At 38.2% G+C, this 18,851-nt stretch carries 12 protein-coding genes; 6 read left to right on the plus strand and 6 right to left on the minus strand.

Annotation, left to right across the window (positions count from 1 at the left end):
• Positions 1-65 precede the first annotated feature (65 nt).
• Both H4J75_RS12070 and H4J75_RS12075 read left to right on the plus strand, forming a co-directional pair.
• On the plus strand, positions 66-4,256 hold the full coding sequence (locus H4J75_RS12070; RefSeq protein WP_182222259.1) for a response regulator: 4,191 nt from the start codon (positions 66-68) through the stop codon (positions 4,254-4,256).
• Between the two features lie 21 nt (positions 4,257-4,277).
• A complete protein-coding gene (locus H4J75_RS12075) occupies positions 4,278-5,591 on the plus strand; it encodes a diguanylate cyclase (RefSeq protein WP_182222260.1) in 1,314 nt (437 codons plus the stop codon).
• A 115-nt stretch (positions 5,592-5,706) separates the two neighbouring features.
• On the opposite strand, the gene yfaE is transcribed toward H4J75_RS12075, so the two are convergent.
• From yfaE to H4J75_RS12095, 4 genes are all read right to left on the minus strand, one after another.
• Positions 5,707-6,018, minus strand: coding sequence for a class I ribonucleotide reductase maintenance protein YfaE (gene yfaE / locus H4J75_RS12080; RefSeq protein WP_259364623.1), 312 nt, complete (start codon positions 6,016-6,018; stop codon positions 5,707-5,709).
• Positions 6,019-6,100: 82 nt separating this feature from the next.
• On the minus strand, positions 6,101-7,231 hold the full coding sequence (nrdB, locus tag H4J75_RS12085) for a class Ia ribonucleoside-diphosphate reductase subunit beta (RefSeq protein ID WP_182215818.1): 1,131 nt from the start codon (positions 7,229-7,231) through the stop codon (positions 6,101-6,103).
• A gap of 134 nt (positions 7,232-7,365) precedes the next feature.
• Positions 7,366-9,639, minus strand: coding sequence for a class 1a ribonucleoside-diphosphate reductase subunit alpha (gene nrdA / locus H4J75_RS12090; RefSeq protein WP_182215820.1), 2,274 nt, complete (start codon positions 9,637-9,639; stop codon positions 7,366-7,368).
• Positions 9,640-10,216: 577 nt separating this feature from the next.
• Positions 10,217-11,128 carry a LysR family transcriptional regulator gene (locus tag H4J75_RS12095; protein ID WP_070373843.1) on the minus strand — a complete coding sequence of 304 codons (912 nt, stop codon included), beginning with the start codon at positions 11,126-11,128 and terminating at the stop codon, positions 10,217-10,219.
• A 179-nt stretch (positions 11,129-11,307) separates the two neighbouring features.
• Here H4J75_RS12095 and H4J75_RS12100 point away from each other — a divergent pair, with 179 nt between their 5' ends.
• From H4J75_RS12100 to H4J75_RS12110, 3 genes are all read left to right on the plus strand, one after another.
• A complete protein-coding gene (locus H4J75_RS12100) occupies positions 11,308-11,994 on the plus strand; it encodes a type 1 glutamine amidotransferase domain-containing protein (RefSeq protein WP_070373842.1) in 687 nt (228 codons plus the stop codon).
• A 76-nt stretch (positions 11,995-12,070) separates the two neighbouring features.
• Positions 12,071-13,228 (plus strand): iron-containing alcohol dehydrogenase, encoded by a 1,158-nt coding sequence (locus tag H4J75_RS12105; protein ID WP_182215821.1) that lies wholly within the window; start codon positions 12,071-12,073, stop codon positions 13,226-13,228.
• A gap of 139 nt (positions 13,229-13,367) precedes the next feature.
• Positions 13,368-14,411, plus strand: a complete 1,044-nt coding sequence (locus tag H4J75_RS12110) for an NADP-dependent oxidoreductase (protein WP_182222261.1) — start codon at positions 13,368-13,370, stop codon at positions 14,409-14,411.
• A gap of 147 nt (positions 14,412-14,558) precedes the next feature.
• Here the strand turns inward: H4J75_RS12110 and H4J75_RS12115 are convergent, their stop codons facing one another.
• Both H4J75_RS12115 and ubiG read right to left on the minus strand, forming a co-directional pair.
• Entirely contained in the window at positions 14,559-15,218 is a 660-nt protein-coding gene (locus tag H4J75_RS12115) for an HAD family hydrolase (protein ID WP_220465306.1), read from the minus strand.
• A 15-nt stretch (positions 15,219-15,233) separates the two neighbouring features.
• Positions 15,234-15,956, minus strand: a complete 723-nt coding sequence (gene ubiG / locus H4J75_RS12120) for a bifunctional 2-polyprenyl-6-hydroxyphenol methylase/3-demethylubiquinol 3-O-methyltransferase UbiG (RefSeq protein WP_182222262.1) — start codon at positions 15,954-15,956, stop codon at positions 15,234-15,236.
• Between the two features lie 461 nt (positions 15,957-16,417).
• On the opposite strand from ubiG, the gene H4J75_RS12125 reads away from it, so the two are divergent.
• Positions 16,418-18,757: a S8 family serine peptidase gene (locus H4J75_RS12125; protein WP_182222263.1), complete on the plus strand. Its 2,340-nt coding sequence runs from the start codon at positions 16,418-16,420 to the stop codon at positions 18,755-18,757.
• Positions 18,758-18,851: the final 94 nt, after the last annotated feature.

Consider the following 18,851-nt stretch of genomic DNA (forward strand, 5'->3'; position numbering starts at 1 on the left):
GATAGCCAATTGAATATTTAGTCTTTTCTCAAAAATATTGTTTCAGACTCTATTTTTATCGGCGTATGAATAGATTCACCAAAAGAGAAGTAGCACTTATCAAAAACAATCATTTACAAGATAATAATGGCGCATCTAAAGAACATCATCATACTGCGCAGCCATTAACTAAAGCCAGTAAAAGCTTCTCTATCGGAAAAGTTTTTAGCTCATTAGCTTTTAAAATTCCATTTGCTGGCTTTTCTTTATCACTCCTTATTGCTTTTGCGGTTGGCACTGTATTTTATATTGAAAGCCAGCAGTTGGTTAAAGAGCAGGCGTTTGATGAACTCAATATTAAAAGTAAAATTGTAAAACCATTAATAGCCTATTTCTATCGAGAAAGTGCCAACGACTCAATCTTCCTCAGTAAGACCGCGTCAATACAAGGTGTTATGGAGTCTATCAAATCTGATGATGAACAAAACCTGTTATGGCGGAAAAAATTACAGGGGATATTCAAAGAATTTATCAAAAACCAACCTATTTATAAAAATATAAGTTATTTAACAACAGAGAAACATGTTCGCAGTATTGTCAGTGTTGACCATGAAAATGACCAAGTGAAGGTCACTCCTTTTGAGCAATCTAGTCAAAATATAGCGCTTGATTCATTAAAAGCGGCATTATTAGTCAAAAAAGGTGAAGTGTATTTTTCAGAGATATATTATCAAAAAAATACTCAGGGCAAGCCTTTACAGAGTTCTTTATTTATCGCTACCCCTATTTATACGGCTGATAACGAACTTTTTGGCTCAATAACAATAGAAGTTGATTTTTCTTTATTTATTGAACGGCTTAAGGAAAATGCTTTAGAAAAAGTTACTTTTTATCTTGCTAATTCAGCGGGTGATTTTATTTATTTTCCAGCCGATCAAAAAGTTGATAAAAACAATATCAAGGTGATTGAAAAGTTTCCGTCGCTGAGTGTTATTTTTTCCTCAATACTCACTAGCGATAAGCTAGTGCAAGATAAAGAGATAGATGTTGATAATAAATTAGCCTATTACTCTACTGTTCAGTTTGCCGAATTTGGCCAAGAAAATCCATTACACTTAGTTATTGAAAATAAAAGTAATATTTATCTGCAATCATTAGAAAGTATGAAAAACCGGGCAATATTATTTAGCTTTATCTTAGCCATATTAAGTCTAGTGTTTTGTATTATGGCGTCTAAGCGGATAACACGTGCTTTGTTGTTGATGACTAAAGGTGTTGCCCAATATGAAGAGCAGGGTGTTATCGGTAAGTTACCGGTGCAAGAAAATGATGAAATTGGCGCTTTAGCAAGAAGTTTTAAAAATTTATTAATGCAAATAGAGCAAAAGTCGATTGTCCAAAAAAGTGAAACAATACGTGCAGAAGATGCGTTAGCAAAGCTTTATTCTATTTTAAACTCAATTGCTGATGGTGTTATAAATATTGACGGGAAAGGTAATATTCTCGCTTTTAATCATGCGGCTGAAAAAATATTTGGCTATCAAACCAATGAGGTCCTTGGTAAAAACGCACTATTTCTAGTGCCCGTAGATAATACTATTAACCCAGTGGACGAATTTAAACGTTTTTTACAACATACTTCAAGTGAAGTAAAAGGCCGCACCCTTGAACTGACAGCATTAAGAAAAAATGGCGAAAAGTTCTTTATGCATTTAAGTGTCAGTAAAATAAATATTTCTGGTGATGTTGTTTTTACCGGATTAATACGTGATATCACTGAAAACAAGTTGTTGGCAGCAGAAAGTATCCGCAGTATTGAAGAAGCTAAAGATATGGCATGGCGTTTAAATTTTGCCTTGTCAGCCCCAAGAATAGGCGTTTGGGACTATGATATTCAAACAGGTCTAAGTCTTTGGGACAGTCGAATGTATGAATTATTTGGCTATGATAAAGATTCAACAGTACCTACAGAAAAAATTTGGCGAACTGCTATACACATAGACGATCTTAAATTTGTCGAAGAACAATTTATCCGTGAAGTTAAGAAAGGCATAGTAATTAATTTTGAATATCGTATCACTTTGCCTGATGGAACTATTCGATATATTGAAACACATAGTCAAATGGTTAATCATAAAGATCAAAAAAACTTCAGAGTGGTGGGAACTCATCGTGATATAACCGAGCAAAAAAACTTAGGTACTTTAAAACAGGACGCTTTAGATATGGCAGAGCACGCTCTGTTGCTGCGCTCGCAGTTTCTTGCAAGTATGAGTCATGAAATACGTACCCCGATGAATGGCGTCTTAGGGATGTTAGGTTTACTTCAGCAAAGTAATATCGATAAACAACAAGCTCATCATTTGCAATTAGCCAGTTCAAGTGCTCAATCTTTATTATCTTTGATTAATGATATTTTGGACTTTTCAAAAATAGAGGCAGGAAAACTAGAACTTGAAATACTTGATTTTGATATTCGAAGTCAGCTTGGCGACTTTGCTGAGTCGATGGCGATAAAAGCGCAGGAAAAAGGCTTGGAATTGATACTGGATGTTTGCGGTGTTGAACAATCTTTAGTTAAGGGTGACCCTAGTCGTTTACGGCAAATACTGTCAAATTTAGTCAGTAATTCAATAAAATTTACCGAGACCGGTGAAGTACTCATTAAAGCCTCGATTAAGAAACATCAACATCAGTTGCAATTAACATGCAGCATATCAGATACGGGTATTGGTATTCCTGAAAATAAAATGATTACATTGTTTGATTCTTTTACCCAAGTAGACGCCTCTACTACACGAAAATATGGAGGTACAGGCTTAGGTTTGGCCATTGTTAAACAATTAGCCCAACTGATGTCAGGGGATATTAGCGTAACAAGTGCCGAAGGTCAGGGCAGTGTGTTTACTTTTACCATACTACTTAACGAAAGTGATAATTCTCAAACAGTCATGCCTCAGGTAGACATAAAAGGTAAGCAAATACTAATAGTTGATGATAACGCGACAAATTTGGCGGTATTAAAAGGACAGTTAGCTATTTGGGGGGCAGAGGTTACGCAAGCAAAGGATGGCGCTTGTGCTATCGAGCAGGTGGATAATCACCCGGTTGATTTTTTTGATGCGGCAATTCTTGATATGCAAATGCCTGGCATGGACGGCGTTACTTTAGGTGAGCGCTTGAAGGGTCATCGACATACACAAAAAACTAAACTTATTATGATGACGTCAATGAGTGATCGAGGAGATGCTAACTTTTTTGAACAACTCGGCTTTTCTGCGTATTTCCCCAAGCCAGCAACCACCGCAGATTTATTTGCTACGTTAAGTCTTGTTTTAGACGAAGAAGGCACTTTGAATGTCAATAAACCCTTTGTTACCCAACATAACGTGCATAAGTTAAAACATTCAAATGCTAATCGCGTCATTGCCAAAAACACCCGCATCTTATTGGTTGAAGATAACCGTATTAACCAAGTGGTCATTTTAGGTGTACTAGCCAATATTGGTTTGTCAGCTGATGTTGCTGGTAATGGTATCGAAGCCCTGGCTGCTTTAGATTCTTCACCAGACGATGCTCCCTACCAAATCATTATTATGGACTGTCAAATGCCTGAAATGGACGGCTACGATGCAACAAAAGCAATAAGGGCAGGAAAGGCTGGTGTTGTTCATCGTAACATTCCAATTATTGCCATGACTGCCAATGCGATGAAAGGTGATAAAGAAAAATGTTTAGCGGCAGGCATGAGTGATTACGCGACTAAACCGGTAGATACCGATATTTTACTTAAAAAAATATCGGCATGGGTTGGGCTAGATAGCTTTGAAACCGTGTCTGATGATAACAGTAACGAGATTGCAGAGCCCCTAACCCAGACTAGCCATGGTGATAACTCCAAAAGTAGTCATTCAAAGACAAATGAAGATATCATTTGGGATAAAACAGGTTTTTTAAAGCGTATTAGAAATAATGACAAATTAAGTAAACAGCTTATCAGTTTATTTATTGAGGATATGCCTGCGCTTAAAAATGAGTTAGCTATCGCTATGGAAAATAAATTATTTGATGATATTATAGCTTTAGCACATAAAGTTAGTGGTTCGTCAAAAAATTTAGGTGGCATTAATCTTGGAAAATTAACGCGACAAATTGAACAATCGGCTAGAATAAAAAATAGTGTTGAATTGTTATCGCTTCAAAATGATTTATCAAGGGAATATGATTTGTTAATTAATATCTTACAAAAACACCTAACAGCTAAAGATGACGAATAAGCCTTCCAATGGGAATAAACTATGAATACAAAGAAAAAATATAACATTCTCGCTGTTGATGACGCTAAAGATACGCTCATGCTATTAGAGTTTGATTTAGGTGAAGAAGGTTATAATGTGTTTACCGCCGAATCTGGAGAAAAAGCCTTAGAGGTTTTAGAAGAGCAAGCGATAGACCTCATTTTATTAGATATGTATATGCCGGGTATCTCAGGCTTAGAGATGTTACACAAATTAAAAAATCACCCTATTATTTTCAATACGCCAGTCATTATGTTATCGGCTTCAGATGATGAAGATCAAATTGTTGCTGCTCTAGAATTTGGCGCAGATGACTACGTAACTAAACCTTATATTCCGAAAGTGTTATTGGCTAGAATACGAACCTCGCTGCGGCTTTTAGAGAAAACTTTAGAGCTAGAGTCTCTAGCTAATACAGACTTCTTAACCGGTATTCGTAACAGAGGCGCTTTTGAAGACTTAGCGGGTAAAGCGATTAGCCAAGCAAAACGCACTAATAAACCACTTGCTGTGGCAATGCTCGATATAGATTTTTTTAAAGCGGTTAACGATAATTACGGTCATGATACCGGTGATAAAGTCCTAGTTGAATTTGCTGATATCATCTGCGATTGTTTTCGAGATAATGATATTATTGGTCGAGTTGGTGGCGAAGAATTTGCGATATGTATGGCAAATACCTCTGCAGAGAATGCGCTTGTTGCCTGCGAACGCTTAAGAGAAAGAGTAGAACATAGTAAAATATATATTGATGATACCAAAGATGAAAAGGTGTCTGTAACAGTCAGTATCGGCTTATCATTAGGCAAGGGCGATGAGATGAACTTAGAAGGCTTATTAAAAGAAGCTGATCTTTGCTTATATGAAGCAAAACACAGTGGCCGAAATCAAGTGAAGGTGCATCAAGAATCAAATACGGTTGCCGCTGAGGGTATTATCGATGAGTTACCGGTGACCAGTGAAGACGAATATCCAGGTATTGATGCTGAAATAGGTATTGGTAATGTCCTTGGAGATGAAGACCTTTTTGCTGAAATACTGGTGATGTTTTATGAAGACCATTCAAAAGACAGTGAAAAGATTCAACAAGCGATCAGTACTGATGATCAAACTGCTTGTAAACACTTAGTACATACCTTAAAAGGTGTTTCTTGCTCAGTAGGAGCTATGCAACTGTTTGAATTGACTAAAGCGCTAGATGAAGCGGTAAGTATTGAAGATACTGCGCGTTATCAACAATTGTATCAACCGGTTGCCGCAGAGTTAACTAAGGTTTTAGACGGTATAGAAGTTAGGTTAAGCGCGCAATTATAAGTATAAGTATAAGATTAATAGATGTTGATGATGAGTGACGGGTATATTTGTCGCTCAACATCTATACGCGTTGATTCTCCAATCTTTAAAGACCCGTTAATAATCCTAGTATTAGTTATTCAACGATAAGTTTGATGTCACTCTTTGGCACACAACAGCAAGAGAGCACTTCTCCATCGCCAATAAAAGCGAGTGGCTCTCCTTGAGGGTAGCTAATTTCGCCTTCAACTAAGGTTACTCGACACGCCCCACAAAAACCGTCACGACAGTGATAATGCACTTCCACATTAGCCTTTTCTAAACACTCTAGTAAACTTTTATCGTTGGCTTGAAAGGTAATGGTTTTATTATCGACAAAAATACGATGAGCTTTCTTACTTTCAGACAATTTTTGCGGGCACATAGCCATATCATTAGCACTTTTCATTTAAAAAGGCTTAAACGCAAAATGTGCTAATGATGTGATAAGAAAGCATGATAATCGCTTCTTTATCTGGAGGTTAAAACCATTAAAGGTCAAAGCCATCAAAATCATCACTTGATACAGAAGAGTCGACTTGACCAACTAAGTAACTCGATATCTCTGTTTCTTGTGGAGCGACCTGAACATTGTCTGATACTAAGTAAGCATTCATCCATGGTAATGGGTTACTTTTTATATCAAAGGGTGCATCAAAACCAATAGCCGTTAAGCGTTGATTACTAATGTACTCAATATATTGATTTAATATTGCCGCATTCAAGCCAATCATTGAACCGTCTTTGAATAGGTACTGAGCCCATTCTTTTTCTTGTTCAACAACATCAAGAAATATCTGTAATCCTTGCTCTTTCATTTCTTGAGAAATGATTTTCATTTCAGGATCATCTCTACCGGATAACCAGTTATTTAAAATATGTTGAGTACCGGTTAAATGCAAAGCTTCATCTCGAGCAATAAGCTTAATAATTTTTGCGTTACCTTCTAATAACTCACGCTCGGCAAAAGCAAATGAACAGGCAAAGCTGACATAAAAGCGAATGGCTTCTAAAGCGTTGACCGAACAAACAGCCAAGTATAAGCGCTCTTTAAGCTTGCGAGTTGATACTTCAATCATTTCACCATCGACTTCATAGGTACCGTCACCTTGTGACTGGAGTAGTTGTGTGGTGATGATCACGGCATCAAAGTATTTAGAAATACTGGATGCACGCTTTAAAATAGCTGGGTTAACAACGATGTCGTCAAATATTTCACTTGGATCTGAAAACAAGTTTCTCAAAATATGCGTGTAAGAGCGAGAATGAATGGTTTCACTGAAAGCCCAGGTTTCTATCCAAGTTTCTACTTCTGGTAATGAAACCAGCGGTAAAAACATCGCATTCACCGAGCGTGCTGCCATAGAATCAAGCAAAGTTTGATATTTTAGGTTGGAAATGAAAATATGCTTTTCTGAAGGCGTTAAACTTTGCCAATCAGATCTGTCTTTTGATACATCAATTTCTTCAGGACGCCAAAAAAACGATAACTGTTTTTCAATAAGTTTTTCAAAGGCGATAAAACGTTGTTGGTCATATCGTGAGACATTGACACTGTTACCTAAAAACATTGGCTCGAGTAGCGCATTATTAGGAACTTGATTAAACGTGGTGTAGGACATCTATTACTCCTTGATAACACGCATGGAAGTCACAGCCTGTTATCGAAATTTTGTTTTTAAAAATTATAGGTATGACTGATTATGCTCAAAGCTCCATTGTTAAAAAACAATGAAGCTTTTTTTTGTGCGCACAATTAAATTTTACATGCGCCGCCTTCACAGTCTTCTTCTTCTAATCCGAGCATATTCTCAGACGCACCATCACGGGTGTTATGGTAATACATGGTTTTAACGCCTAATTTATAAGCGGTTAAAATATCCTTTAAGATTTGCTTCACCGGTACTTTTCCGCCTTCAAAGCGTGCAGGGTCGTAGTTAGTATTTGCAGAGATGGTTTGGTCAATAAACTTCTGCATGATACCCACTAGCTGCAAGTAACCTTCGTTATTTGGAATATTCCAAAGTAACTCATAGTTACCCTTTAATCTTTGATATTCAGGTACAACCTGTTTTAAAACACCATCTTTACTAGCCTTTATACTGATTAAACCTCTTGGTGGTTCAATTCCATTTGTAGCATTTGAAATTTGTGATGAAGTTTCAGATGGCATTAACGCGGAAACCGTTGAATTTCTTACGCCATGTGTCTTGATACTCTCTCGCAAAGTTTCCCAGTCAAGATGAAGGGGTTCACCGGTAATGTCGTCAATGGTCTTTTTATAAGTATCAATCGGTAAAATACCTTGTGATAAACGTGTCTCATTAAATTTAGGACAAGCGCCTTTTTCTTTTGCTAATTCATTTGATGCTTTCAATAAATTAAATTGAATGGCTTCAAAGGTACGGTGAGTTAAATTGTTAGCACTGCCATTTGAATAATACACGCCGTTTTTAGCTAAGTAATAAGCATAGTTTATTACGCCTATACCTAATGTTCTTCTGCCTATAGTGGCATTGTAAGCAGCTGGCATCGGGTAGTTTTGATAATCAAGTAAACTATCAAGCGCTCGAACTGCAAGGTCTGATAAACCTTCTAATTCATCTAAGCTTTCTATTGCGCCTAAGTTAAAGGCTGACAAAGTACAAAGGGCAATTTCGCCATTTGGATCATTAATATCATTCATTGGTTGTGTCGGTAGCGCAATCTCTAAACACAAATTACTTTGGCGTATTGGTGCTTGTTTCGGATCGAATGGGCTGTGCGTATTACAGTGATCAACATTCTGTAAATAAATTCGACCTGTGCTGGCACGCTCTTGAGCAAATAAGGTGAATAACTCAATAGCTTTAATGCATTTTTTACGAATTGAATCATCAGCTTCATATTTTACATACAAGGCTTCAAATTTCTCTTGGTCTTCAAAAAAAGCATCATAAAGGCCAGGAACATCGCTCGGGCTAAAGAGAGTAATAGACTCTCCTTTGATTAAGCGTGTGTACATAAGCTTATTGAATTGCACGCCATAATCTAAATGACGGACACGATTTTCTTCAACACCTCGGTTATTTTTAAGGACCAGTAAGCTTTCAACTTCTAAATGCCAAAGTGGGTAGAATAACGTAGCTGCGCCGCCTCGAACTCCCCCTTGTGAACAACTTTTAACAGCCGTTTGAAAATGCTTGAAAAACGGAATACAACCGGTATGAAAGGCTTCACCATTACGTATCGAACTACCTAAAGCGCGAATACGGCCAGCATTGATGCCAATGCCTGCTCGTTGTGAAACATATTTAACAATAGAGCTAGAAGCCGCGTTTATTGAGTCTAAACTGTCACCACATTCAATTAATACACAAGATGAAAATTGACGAGTAGGCGTACGTACCCCTGCCATAATAGGTGTAGGTAACGATATTTTGAAGGTTGAAATCGCGTGATAAAAACCTTCAACATATTTTAAACGTGTTTCAACAGGATATTTAGCAAATAAACAAGCGGCCACTAAGATATATAAAAACTGAGCACTTTCGTAAATTTCACCCGTTACCCGGTTTTGGACAAGGTATTTACCTTCTAATTGTTTGACTGCGGCGTAACTAAAGTCTAAATCGCGAGGATGAACAAGAAATTTTTCCATTTGTTCAAACTCTGCTTCGCTGTAATCAGCTAGAAGATGTTCATCATATTTACCATTTTCTACCATACTAACAACATGGGTAAATAATTTAGGCGGCTCAAATTGGCCGTAGGCTTTTTTACGTAGATGAAAAATAGCCAAACGTGCTGATAAATACTGATAATCAGGTGTCTCTTCTGAAATAAGATCAGCGGCGGCTTTAATGATAGTTTCATGAATGTCAGCAGTCTTGATACCGTCGTAGAATTGAATATGAGATTTCAACTCAACTTGTGACACCGAAACGTTATCAAGGCCTTCAGCAGCCCAAGTGATAACTTGATGAATTTTTTCTAAATCGATGAGTTCTTTTTTGCCGTTACGCTTACTTACAAAAAGATTATTAGTCATGAAGAGCCTGTCATTTATTAATTATGCTGGTCGCTTTATTTACCTAACGTTGTCAACTAAAGAAAACGTTAAGTGAACACTTATCAGTATTATATTTCCCTAAAATGTAAATTAGCACAAAAAAACATCTGAACAACAAATACACTATATATAGGGGTTTTCTAAAAACTGATCACAAGATAATGAGGTTTGGCTGTTTTTGCAAGTGATAAAAAGCATAGTTTTTAATAACTTTCTTTAGAGTAAAAGTTCAGTTAGTAACGACTAACTTAGTAGTGCTTTTTATTTTTGATATTACAAAAACGCAACGTTTATTTTAATTAATTTTTGTGGGTAATTTATTTTTAAATAAAATTACCCGTTTATTGGTTGTTTTTGTCAGCTAAAACTTAATTTCCAATAAAAACAACACGTTGCTTTTTTTTAAGCAGGAAGGGCACTAAATGAACAATAATGCTGATATAGACTGTTTAGGTTAAGCGTTACGATGACAACTTGTATAAAGTTTATCCGCTAGTTATTAGTAGATCATAAGAGCGGTTGGTCCACACAAAAATATATACATTAATAAGTGGGGTTATTGCTTTTTTATTATACTTTGGCTGGTGAAATACTCTTTTAAGAAGTTAAGTAATAAGCGCAGCTTTTTGGAATTGGCTGTACCAGGCGGGAATACACCAAAGACATTAATGTCGCTAAAAGCATAATCATCTAGCACTGTTTCTAAAGTGCCTGCTTTTATTTTTGGCCAAGCATCGTAAATAGGAATACGGCCCAGACCATGTCCTGCTTCAACAAAGGCAGTACGTGCGGCGGCATTATTGGTACTAATACTGCCTTTTGTGGTGACACTGAACGAACGACTGCCCTTAGTCAAGGTTAACACTCCAGAGGTTAATTTATAAATAACCCATTGGTGGTCGCTTAAATCAGCCGGTTTAGTGGGGCGGCCAAATTGCAGAAAATATTCAGGTGCGCCACAAAGGCATGTTTGTAGCGTCGCCAGTTTAGTTGCTTGTAAACCAGAGTCAGGTAAGGGGGCACCGCGAATCGCTAAATCGATACCTTCTTTCATAATATTAACGACCTCATCAGTTAACATCACATCGAGTGCTATTTTGGGGTAAATTTTTTTAAATTCGTTCAGCGCCGGCACAACGGTCTGCAAACCAACATTTACCGGGCACGTTATTTTAAGTAAGCCGATAGGTTCATTTTTGAAATTTTCAATTTGCTGATTAGCGGCACTGGCTTGCTCAGCAATAACTCGACAGCGTTCATAATAGGCTTGACCCGCTTCGGTCAGGTTAATCGCACGTGTTGAACGATTAAGTAACTTTACCTCGAGCTGCGCTTCAAGCTTCTTCAAATGATAACTTACTACTGCTCTTGATAGTCCTAAATGTTTAGCGGCTGCACTTAAGCTACCTTGTTCAATGACTTGAGCGAATACAACCATACTTTTGAGTTGTTCAAATGAGATATCCATAACAGCACCTATTGAGGTAATAACCAGTTAATCATTTACTTTGCTAATCATTGTATCAATTATTGATACAATGATGTCAGTTTTATCTGCATTGTTCATTTTTGTTCTTAGGCATATACTAGCTACATTGAATAAACGAACACCTAAACTCACTTATATAACCAAACGGATGAATGATAATGACTAAACAAATATTAATGGTACTTACTTCACATGATGAGCTTGGTAACACAGGCCAAAAAACCGGTTTTTGGGTTGAAGAATTTGCCGCCCCTTATTATGCTTTTATCGATGCTGGTGTCGAAGTTACTTTAGCAACACCTAAGGGTGGACAAGCACCAATAGACCCAACCAGCACACTTGAAGACTTTCAAACAGCTGCGACAGACCGTTACGATGCAGATAGCGAAGCACAAGCTAAAATCGCTAATACGCTAATATTAGCTTCTGTTAATGAAGCTGACTTTGATGCAGTGTTTTATCCTGGTGGTCATGGTCCATTATGGGATCTTACCGACAATACTGACTCAATTACCTTGATTGAAAACTTTCTTAACGCCGGAAAAGCTGTTGCAACAGTTTGTCATGCAAGCGCTGCCTTGTTAAATGTAAAACAACCTTCTGGTGATTTTGCTGTTAAAGGCAAAGCCGTAACCGGTTTTACTAACAGTGAAGAAGAAGCGGTTCAACTAACTGAAGTTGTGCCATTTTTAGTAGAAGATGAATTGATTAAACGTGGCGGCGAATACCAAAAGGCTCAAGATTGGCATGCCTTTGCAATTCAAGATGGCCTCATTATTACCGGTCAAAACCCAGCTAGCTCGGCATTAGCCGCTGAAAAATTATTAACTCACCTTTCAGCATAGTTACTTAGAACAGACAACTCGATTAGCTAACCTGTTTAGCTAATCGATTTAACGCTTTACCTTTAAGGACATATAAATGTTAAATTTTAATTTTCAAAACCCAACTAAAATTAATTTTGGGCCGGGAGAAATTCAAACCATTTCAAAAGAAATACCATTAGATGCAAGAGTACTCATTGTTTACGGTGGAGGTTCAATCAAAGGTAATGGTGTTTATAAGCAAGTTATTGATGCGCTTAAAGAGCACACTTACTTTGAATTTTCAGGCATTGAACCTAACCCAACTTACGACACTTTAATGAAAGCGCAAACGATCATCAAAGCTGAAAATATTGATTATTTACTTGCTGTTGGCGGTGGCTCTGTTGTTGATGGCGCTAAATTTATTGCCGCTGCGGCATTATTTGAAGGTGATGACCCTTGGGATATTCTTGCCAAACAGCAAGCGTTCACTAAAGCTTTACCCATTGGCGCGGTGTTAACTTTACCTGCCACTGGCTCAGAAAGTAATGGTAATTCAGTGGTAACACGAGACGGTAATAAGCTCCCTTTTTCTAGTCCTTTAGTGCGTCCATTATTTGCGGTGTTAGACCCAAGTGTGACCTTCTCATTATCAGATCGTCAAATTGGTAATGGTGTTGTTGATGCTTTTATTCATACCATTGAACAGTACTTAACTTACAGCGTTAATGGCAAAGTACAAGACAGGTTCAGTGAAGGTTTATTACAAACCTTAATTGAAGAAGGACCTAAAGCCTTAGCCCCGGCAACTAAAGATGATTTAGACGTTAGAGCAAATATTATGTGGTCGGCCACTATGGCACTAAACGGTCTTATTGGTGCTGGAGTACCACAAGATTGGTCAACACATATGATAGGCCATGAATTAACAGGTGCCTTTGGTATTGACCACGCTCGAACCTTATCTATTGTGTTACCTGCCGTGATGAAAGTACGTCGTGAGCAAAAGCGTGAAAAATTACTTCAATATGCAACACGTGTTTGGCAGATAACTGAAGGTGATGATAATGCACGTATTGATCAAGCTATCCGTTTAACAGAAGAGTTTTTTGAAAAGATGCAGGTACCAACGCGCTTATCTCACGTTGATCTTGGTAGCGCTGATATTGATTCCCTTGTCGAACGATTAGAGCAACATGGCATGACAGCACTAGGTGAAAACAGTGATATTACTCTAGCAATAAGCCGAGAGATTTTAACGCAAGCTTTGTAAAGATAAAATAAAAATGAGTGGCTTGTTTAATTGACACGCTGCCCTTATTCATAAAAGGTCGATATATTTCTCTTATATTGGCCTTTTTTAATCCCAACACACTTAGCGCTTTTACTGGCTCTTTACAGGAGTAACTCTTATGACTCAAACAACAGATATCAATCGCCAAATGGTGCTAGCATCAAGACCCGTTGGCGCGCCAAAAGCAGAAAACTTCAATCTCGTTACTAGTAATAAACCCATCCCTCAAGCTAACGAAGTATTACTTCGTACGGTTTTTCTTTCACTCGACCCTTATATGCGAGGGCGAATGAATGATGCTAAGTCTTATGCCGATCCCGTCGCTTTAAATGCAGTGATGGTGGGTGGAAGTGTTTGTCGAGTAGAAGAGTCAAATCACAATGATTACACAAAAGGTGATTGGGTTGTCGCTTTTGGTGGCTGGCAGGATTATAGCGTTATTCATGGTAGTGAATTGCTCAAGCTTGATAATGATATGGTTAACCCGTCTCATGCCTTAGGTGTTTTGGGTATGCCTGGGCTAACGGCTTACATGGGTTTATTGGATATCGGTCAACCAAAAGCAGGTGAAACGGTAGTCGTTGCTGCGGCAACAGGAGCGGTTGGAAGTTTAGTGGGTCAAATAGCTAAATTAAAAGGCTGTAAAGTGATCGGTATTGCTGGCGGTGAGACTAAATGTACCTATGCAGTTGACAGTTTAGGGTTTGATCATTGTCTTGATCATAAAAGTGATGATTTAGCTGAGCAATTAGCGGCCGTTTGTTCATCAGGGATTGATGTCTATTTTGAAAACGTTGGCGGTAAAGTCTTTGACGCTGTTATGCCACTATTAAATAGCTGTGCCCGTATTCCTTTGTGTGGCTTAATTTCTCAGTACAATGCGACAGAATTACCTAGTGGGCCTGACAGACTTTCTTCATTGATGGGAACATTACTTGTTAAGCGTATAAAAATGCAAGGCTTTATTGTCTTTGATGATTATGGTCATCGTTATAACGAGTTTAGCGAGCAAATGGTAAAATGGTTAATAGCAGGTGAGATTAACTATAAAGAGCATTTAATTGCCGGGCTAGAAAATACAGTAAATGCTTTTATTGGTTTATTAGAAGGTGAGAATTTTGGTAAGTTAATTGTGCGAGTAGGCCCTGACAATATTGACTAACAGTTAACCAAGCTCTACTTTATTATGGGTGTTTTATTAAGAAAGAAGCCACTGTTGAGTGGCTTTTTTATGTGTTGGTTATAGCAAGTTAAGGACCTATATCACTGGATTTAAACCGTTACTTTATTCACGTTTGGCTTAACATTATTACAGTAATGATAAGATATCTAAGGGGGTTTCAGCGTGATAGTCCGCTTGCCAGTTTTTACAATCTTCACCAGCGATAATATAGCCCCATTTTGCAATGACGGTAGTAGCTTGAGCACTATTGCCGGCTTCAATATCACGCAAAGCGTCTCCGACATACAAACATAGCTCACTTGGCACTGATATTTGTTCACAAGCTTTGAGAATAGGCTCTGGGTGTGGTTTTCGGTTGGTGAAAGTATCACCACCAACCAGTGATAAACATTTTTCGAATTCACTATAATAAGGCAATAATAGTCTTGTTAAACCTTCTGGCTTATTCGTGACAACACCCCAAGGAATGTTTCGTTCATTCAACGTCAACAGTAATTGAGCTACGCCAGGATAAAGACAGGTATGTACCGCAATGTTTTCTTGGTAATAAGCGAGAAATTCCGCACGTAACACTTCGTAATCATAGTTTTTTAAAGCTTGTGCAAAACCCAGTGTTAATAACCCTAATGCGCCATCAGAAGCGATTGGACGATAATCTTCACGGGCTACTTCTGCTAAGTTATATTTTCGTAAAACGTAGTTAAGTGCAGCACCTAAATCATTGGCGGTATCTAATAAGGTACCGTCAAGATCAAATAATACCCCTGAAATTTTAGTATTTTGCAATGTACTTTCCCTTATTTATATTTTTTGACAACAAAGAATATAATTCACATCTAGTGATGAAATAAGTTTGTGATTCTCTGTCAGCGGGTTGTAATGAATGCCTGCGGCATCAATGCATTTGAGATCAAATGATTCAGCCCAGCCAATTAAGGTCGATGGACGAATAAAACTTTTGTGGTCGTGTGTACCGTCAGGGACTATTTTAAGGACTTTTTCGGCGGCAACAATAGCCAATAAATATGACTTTATTGATTTGTTTAAGGTTGAAAAGAAGACATAACCGCCGGGTTTTACCATTTGAGCGCAAGCTTCTATAATTGAAGCGGGATCGGGTACGTGCTCAAGCATTTCCATACAAGTGACAACATCAAATTTTTCGGGTTGCTCAATCGCTTTGTCTTCGGCAGGTATTTTTTGATAATCGACCGTTAAACCACTCTCCAGCGCATGCAATCTTGCTACATTTAATGGCTCTTCGCCGAGGTCAATCCCAGTAACATCGCCACCAAGTTTGGCTAAACTCTCAGCTAAAATACCCCCACCACAGCCAACATCAATAATTTTTTTACCAAAAATGTCGCCGACATGCTGACAAATAAATTGTCGGCGAATAGGGTTTATTTGATGCAATGGTTTAAAATCACCATCAAGGTCCCACCACTGGCTTGCAACCTTTTCAAATTTGGCAATTTCTTCTTCATTTACGTTAACAGCTTTAGTGTTGTTAGTTGTCGACATTACATTTTCATTATTTTAATCAATTATTGTCAGTAATTCTAAACTAAAGTAAATGGTTCGCCTAGTACTGAACGTTGAGTTTGTTATCCTCGTTAAAAGTGGATAAGTCATATGCTAATGCAGACGAGCCAAGGCTGAGAAAAGTAGGGCACATTAAGACTTTTTATCGCTACTATCTTACTCACTACTGATTTTTATCGGCTATAAATACCCTTGATTTAAGCCTTTATCCACTAACATCGAGCAGTAAAAAGAAAGTTTAATATTATAACTCGTTGCTTTTTATGTAATTATCACTCTTATTGTTGTTTCTTTTATTTAACATTTAAATAACATGCTTGTAATATATTAAACCTTGATGTTATGGTCATTGCTGCTTCGATAATGATGTATCACTCTCATTTGAAATTCCCCCAGCAAAAAAATAATAATTAAAATTAACTTAATAGGTAGGAATATAGATGTCGAATAAGATAACAAAGAAATCATTAATATTGACCACTGCTAGTATATTGTCGGTATCAATATCGACAGCACTTTACGCTGCCCAACCGCTTAGCGTACAAAACGCAGATAATGTATTATCTGAAGTGACCAGTTCACCTTTACCCAAACGCTTTATTATCAAATACAAGCAAGCAGCTAATAACCAAGCAGCCAGCAATCAAGCAACGAGTTTCATTGGTAGCCAAAACGCCTTTGTTCGTCTTGCCGCTGTTAAGGAAAAATTAAAGAAATTGCGGGTCAATGTTAAAGCCGAATTCCCAGATGTAAATATGATCAGTGCTGAGCTATCTTCATCACAAGCGATGAATTTAGCGATGGACGATAATGTCGAATACGTAGAAGAAGATCTACCACGTCGCTTTATGGCACAAACGGTGCCTTATGGTATTGGTATGGTTCAAGCCGATCAAGTTGACGATATGATTGCTTCTGCCAATGCTGGCGGTAAGAAAATATGTATTATTGATTCAGGTTTAGACCTACCTCATGAAGACATGGGGGCACAAGGAGGCACAATAACTGGCACAAGCAATAGTGGTACAGGTAACTGGTATGATCAAGGTGGTCCACACGGTACTCACGTAGCAGGAACAATTGCCGCGCTTAACAATGGTATTGGTGTTCGCGGTGTTATTGGCACCGATCCTAATTTGCACATTATAAAAGTATTTAATGCCGCGGGCTGGGGATATTCTTCAACACTTGTTAGTGCTATTAATGATTGTGTCAGTAACGGCGCAGACGTTATTAATATGAGCTTAGGTGGTTCTGGTTCAAGTACCAGCGAACAAAATGGTATTCAAGCGGCCTATGATGCAGGCGTTTTACTTATAGCTGCAGCCGGTAATGATGGTGTTGCTACAGCAACTACTGATTTAGAAAGCTTTCCTGCTTCTTACGATGCAGTGATGTCAGTTGCTGCTGTTGACAGTAATAAAGCCTTAGCTGATTTTTCACAAAAAAATAGCCAAGTAGAGATATCTGGTCCAGGTGTTGATGTTTATTCTATTTATCCTGAAGGTTCAGGTTCAGTCGTTGAAGTATCTGTCGCTAATGTCGGTTATACCGCTAATGCGATGGAAAACCAAGGTCAAGCAACGGGTTCTCTCTATGATTTTGCCACGGGCGAAACTATAGATACAGGCGCTGCAGGTAGTGTTTGTTTAATTCAACGTGGCAATATTTCGTTTTACGATAAAGTTAAAGCTTGTCAAGACAGCGGGGGTGTAGGCGCAATTCTTTATAACAATGCACCGGGAAGCTTTGGTGGCACATTAGGTGACGCAAACGCAACCTCTATCCCAAGTGTTACCGTATCTGATACGGACGGCGCAGCGATGAAAAATAATATTGGCTTAAGCGCCAGTATAAATATTGGCGCGGGTAATTATGGCAAAATGAGTGGTACTTCAATGGCATCTCCTCATGTTGCTGGTGTTGCTGCCTTGGTGTGGAGTCATCACCCAAGCTGTACTAACGTTGAAATTCGTAACGTATTAAATAGTAGTGCACAAGATTTAGGTGCTGCGGGTCGCGATGTCAAATTTGGTTATGGTTTAGCCCAAACTAAAGATGCGATCGATTACATTACCGCGAATGGATGTGATGGCTCTGGCGGTGACACTGGCGGTGGTGGTGGAACAATACCAGATACTGTCCTTGAAAATGGTCAGGTTAAAACTGAGTTAACGGCTGCAACGGGTAATGATTTAGTTTTCACCATGGAAGTACCTGCTGGCGCAACAGATATTAATTTTGCTATGACAGGTGGTAGTGGTGATGCAGATTTATATGTGAAGTTTGGTGCTGAGCCAACCGACAGTGTTTACGATTGTCGCCCTTATAAATCAGGAAATGTTGAATCGTGTGCAAGTACGCAAGCCGGTGGCACTTACTACGTAAGACTTAAAGCCTATAGTGATTTTGCTGGTGTTAGTTTAACGGGTAGTTACACTGAACCTACTACGGGTGGTGGTAATACGATTAATCCGATTGATAGCACAATTAATAATGTTACTGTTGCAAGAAGAACATGGAAACGTTACACCCTTGACTTAGCCGATGGTTATGCCGATTTAACGGTTACACTTTCAGGTGGTTCAGGTGATGCAGATTTATATGTAACACAAGGTAAACAGTCAACAACGTCTGTTTATGATTGTCGTCCTTATAAAAATGGTAACAATGAAGCTTGTAACTTTACCGACCCAGCTAAAGGTGTATGGTATGTGGATATCTACGGTTATTCAGCAGCTTCAGGTATAACATTAAATCTACAAGCTACACCCAAATAACCTAAAGAAAGGGGCAACCCGTTCACTTTATGTTGATAAATAAAACCCTGCTTCGGCAGGGTTTTTTATTATGGACAACCGAATCAATAGAACA

This window comes from Colwellia sp. BRX10-1 (assembly GCF_014077545.1).
GTDB lineage: Bacteria > Pseudomonadota > Gammaproteobacteria > Enterobacterales > Alteromonadaceae > Colwellia_A.

Bases quoted from the DNA above. Each gene is read 5' to 3' on its own strand.
- H4J75_RS12100 (WP_070373842.1), top strand. From the start codon at position 11,308: ATGACTAAACAAATATTAATGGTACTTACTTCACATGATGAGCTTGGT.
- H4J75_RS12075 (WP_182222260.1), top strand. From the start codon at position 4,278: ATGAATACAAAGAAAAAATATAACATTCTCGCTGTTGATGACGCTAAA.
- nrdB (WP_182215818.1), bottom strand. From the start codon at position 7,231: ATGTCCTACACCACGTTTAATCAAGTTCCTAATAATGCGCTACTCGAG.
- H4J75_RS12125 (WP_182222263.1), top strand. From the start codon at position 16,418: ATGTCGAATAAGATAACAAAGAAATCATTAATATTGACCACTGCTAGT.
- H4J75_RS12070 (WP_182222259.1), top strand. From the start codon at position 66: ATGAATAGATTCACCAAAAGAGAAGTAGCACTTATCAAAAACAATCAT.
- H4J75_RS12105 (WP_182215821.1), top strand. From the start codon at position 12,071: ATGTTAAATTTTAATTTTCAAAACCCAACTAAAATTAATTTTGGGCCG.
- nrdA (WP_182215820.1), bottom strand. From the start codon at position 9,639: ATGACTAATAATCTTTTTGTAAGTAAGCGTAACGGCAAAAAAGAACTC.
- H4J75_RS12095 (WP_070373843.1), bottom strand. From the start codon at position 11,128: ATGGATATCTCATTTGAACAACTCAAAAGTATGGTTGTATTCGCTCAA.
- ubiG (WP_182222262.1), bottom strand. From the start codon at position 15,956: ATGTCGACAACTAACAACACTAAAGCTGTTAACGTAAATGAAGAAGAA.
- yfaE (WP_259364623.1), bottom strand. From the start codon at position 6,018: ATGAAAAGTGCTAATGATATGGCTATGTGCCCGCAAAAATTGTCTGAA.
- H4J75_RS12110 (WP_182222261.1), top strand. From the start codon at position 13,368: ATGACTCAAACAACAGATATCAATCGCCAAATGGTGCTAGCATCAAGA.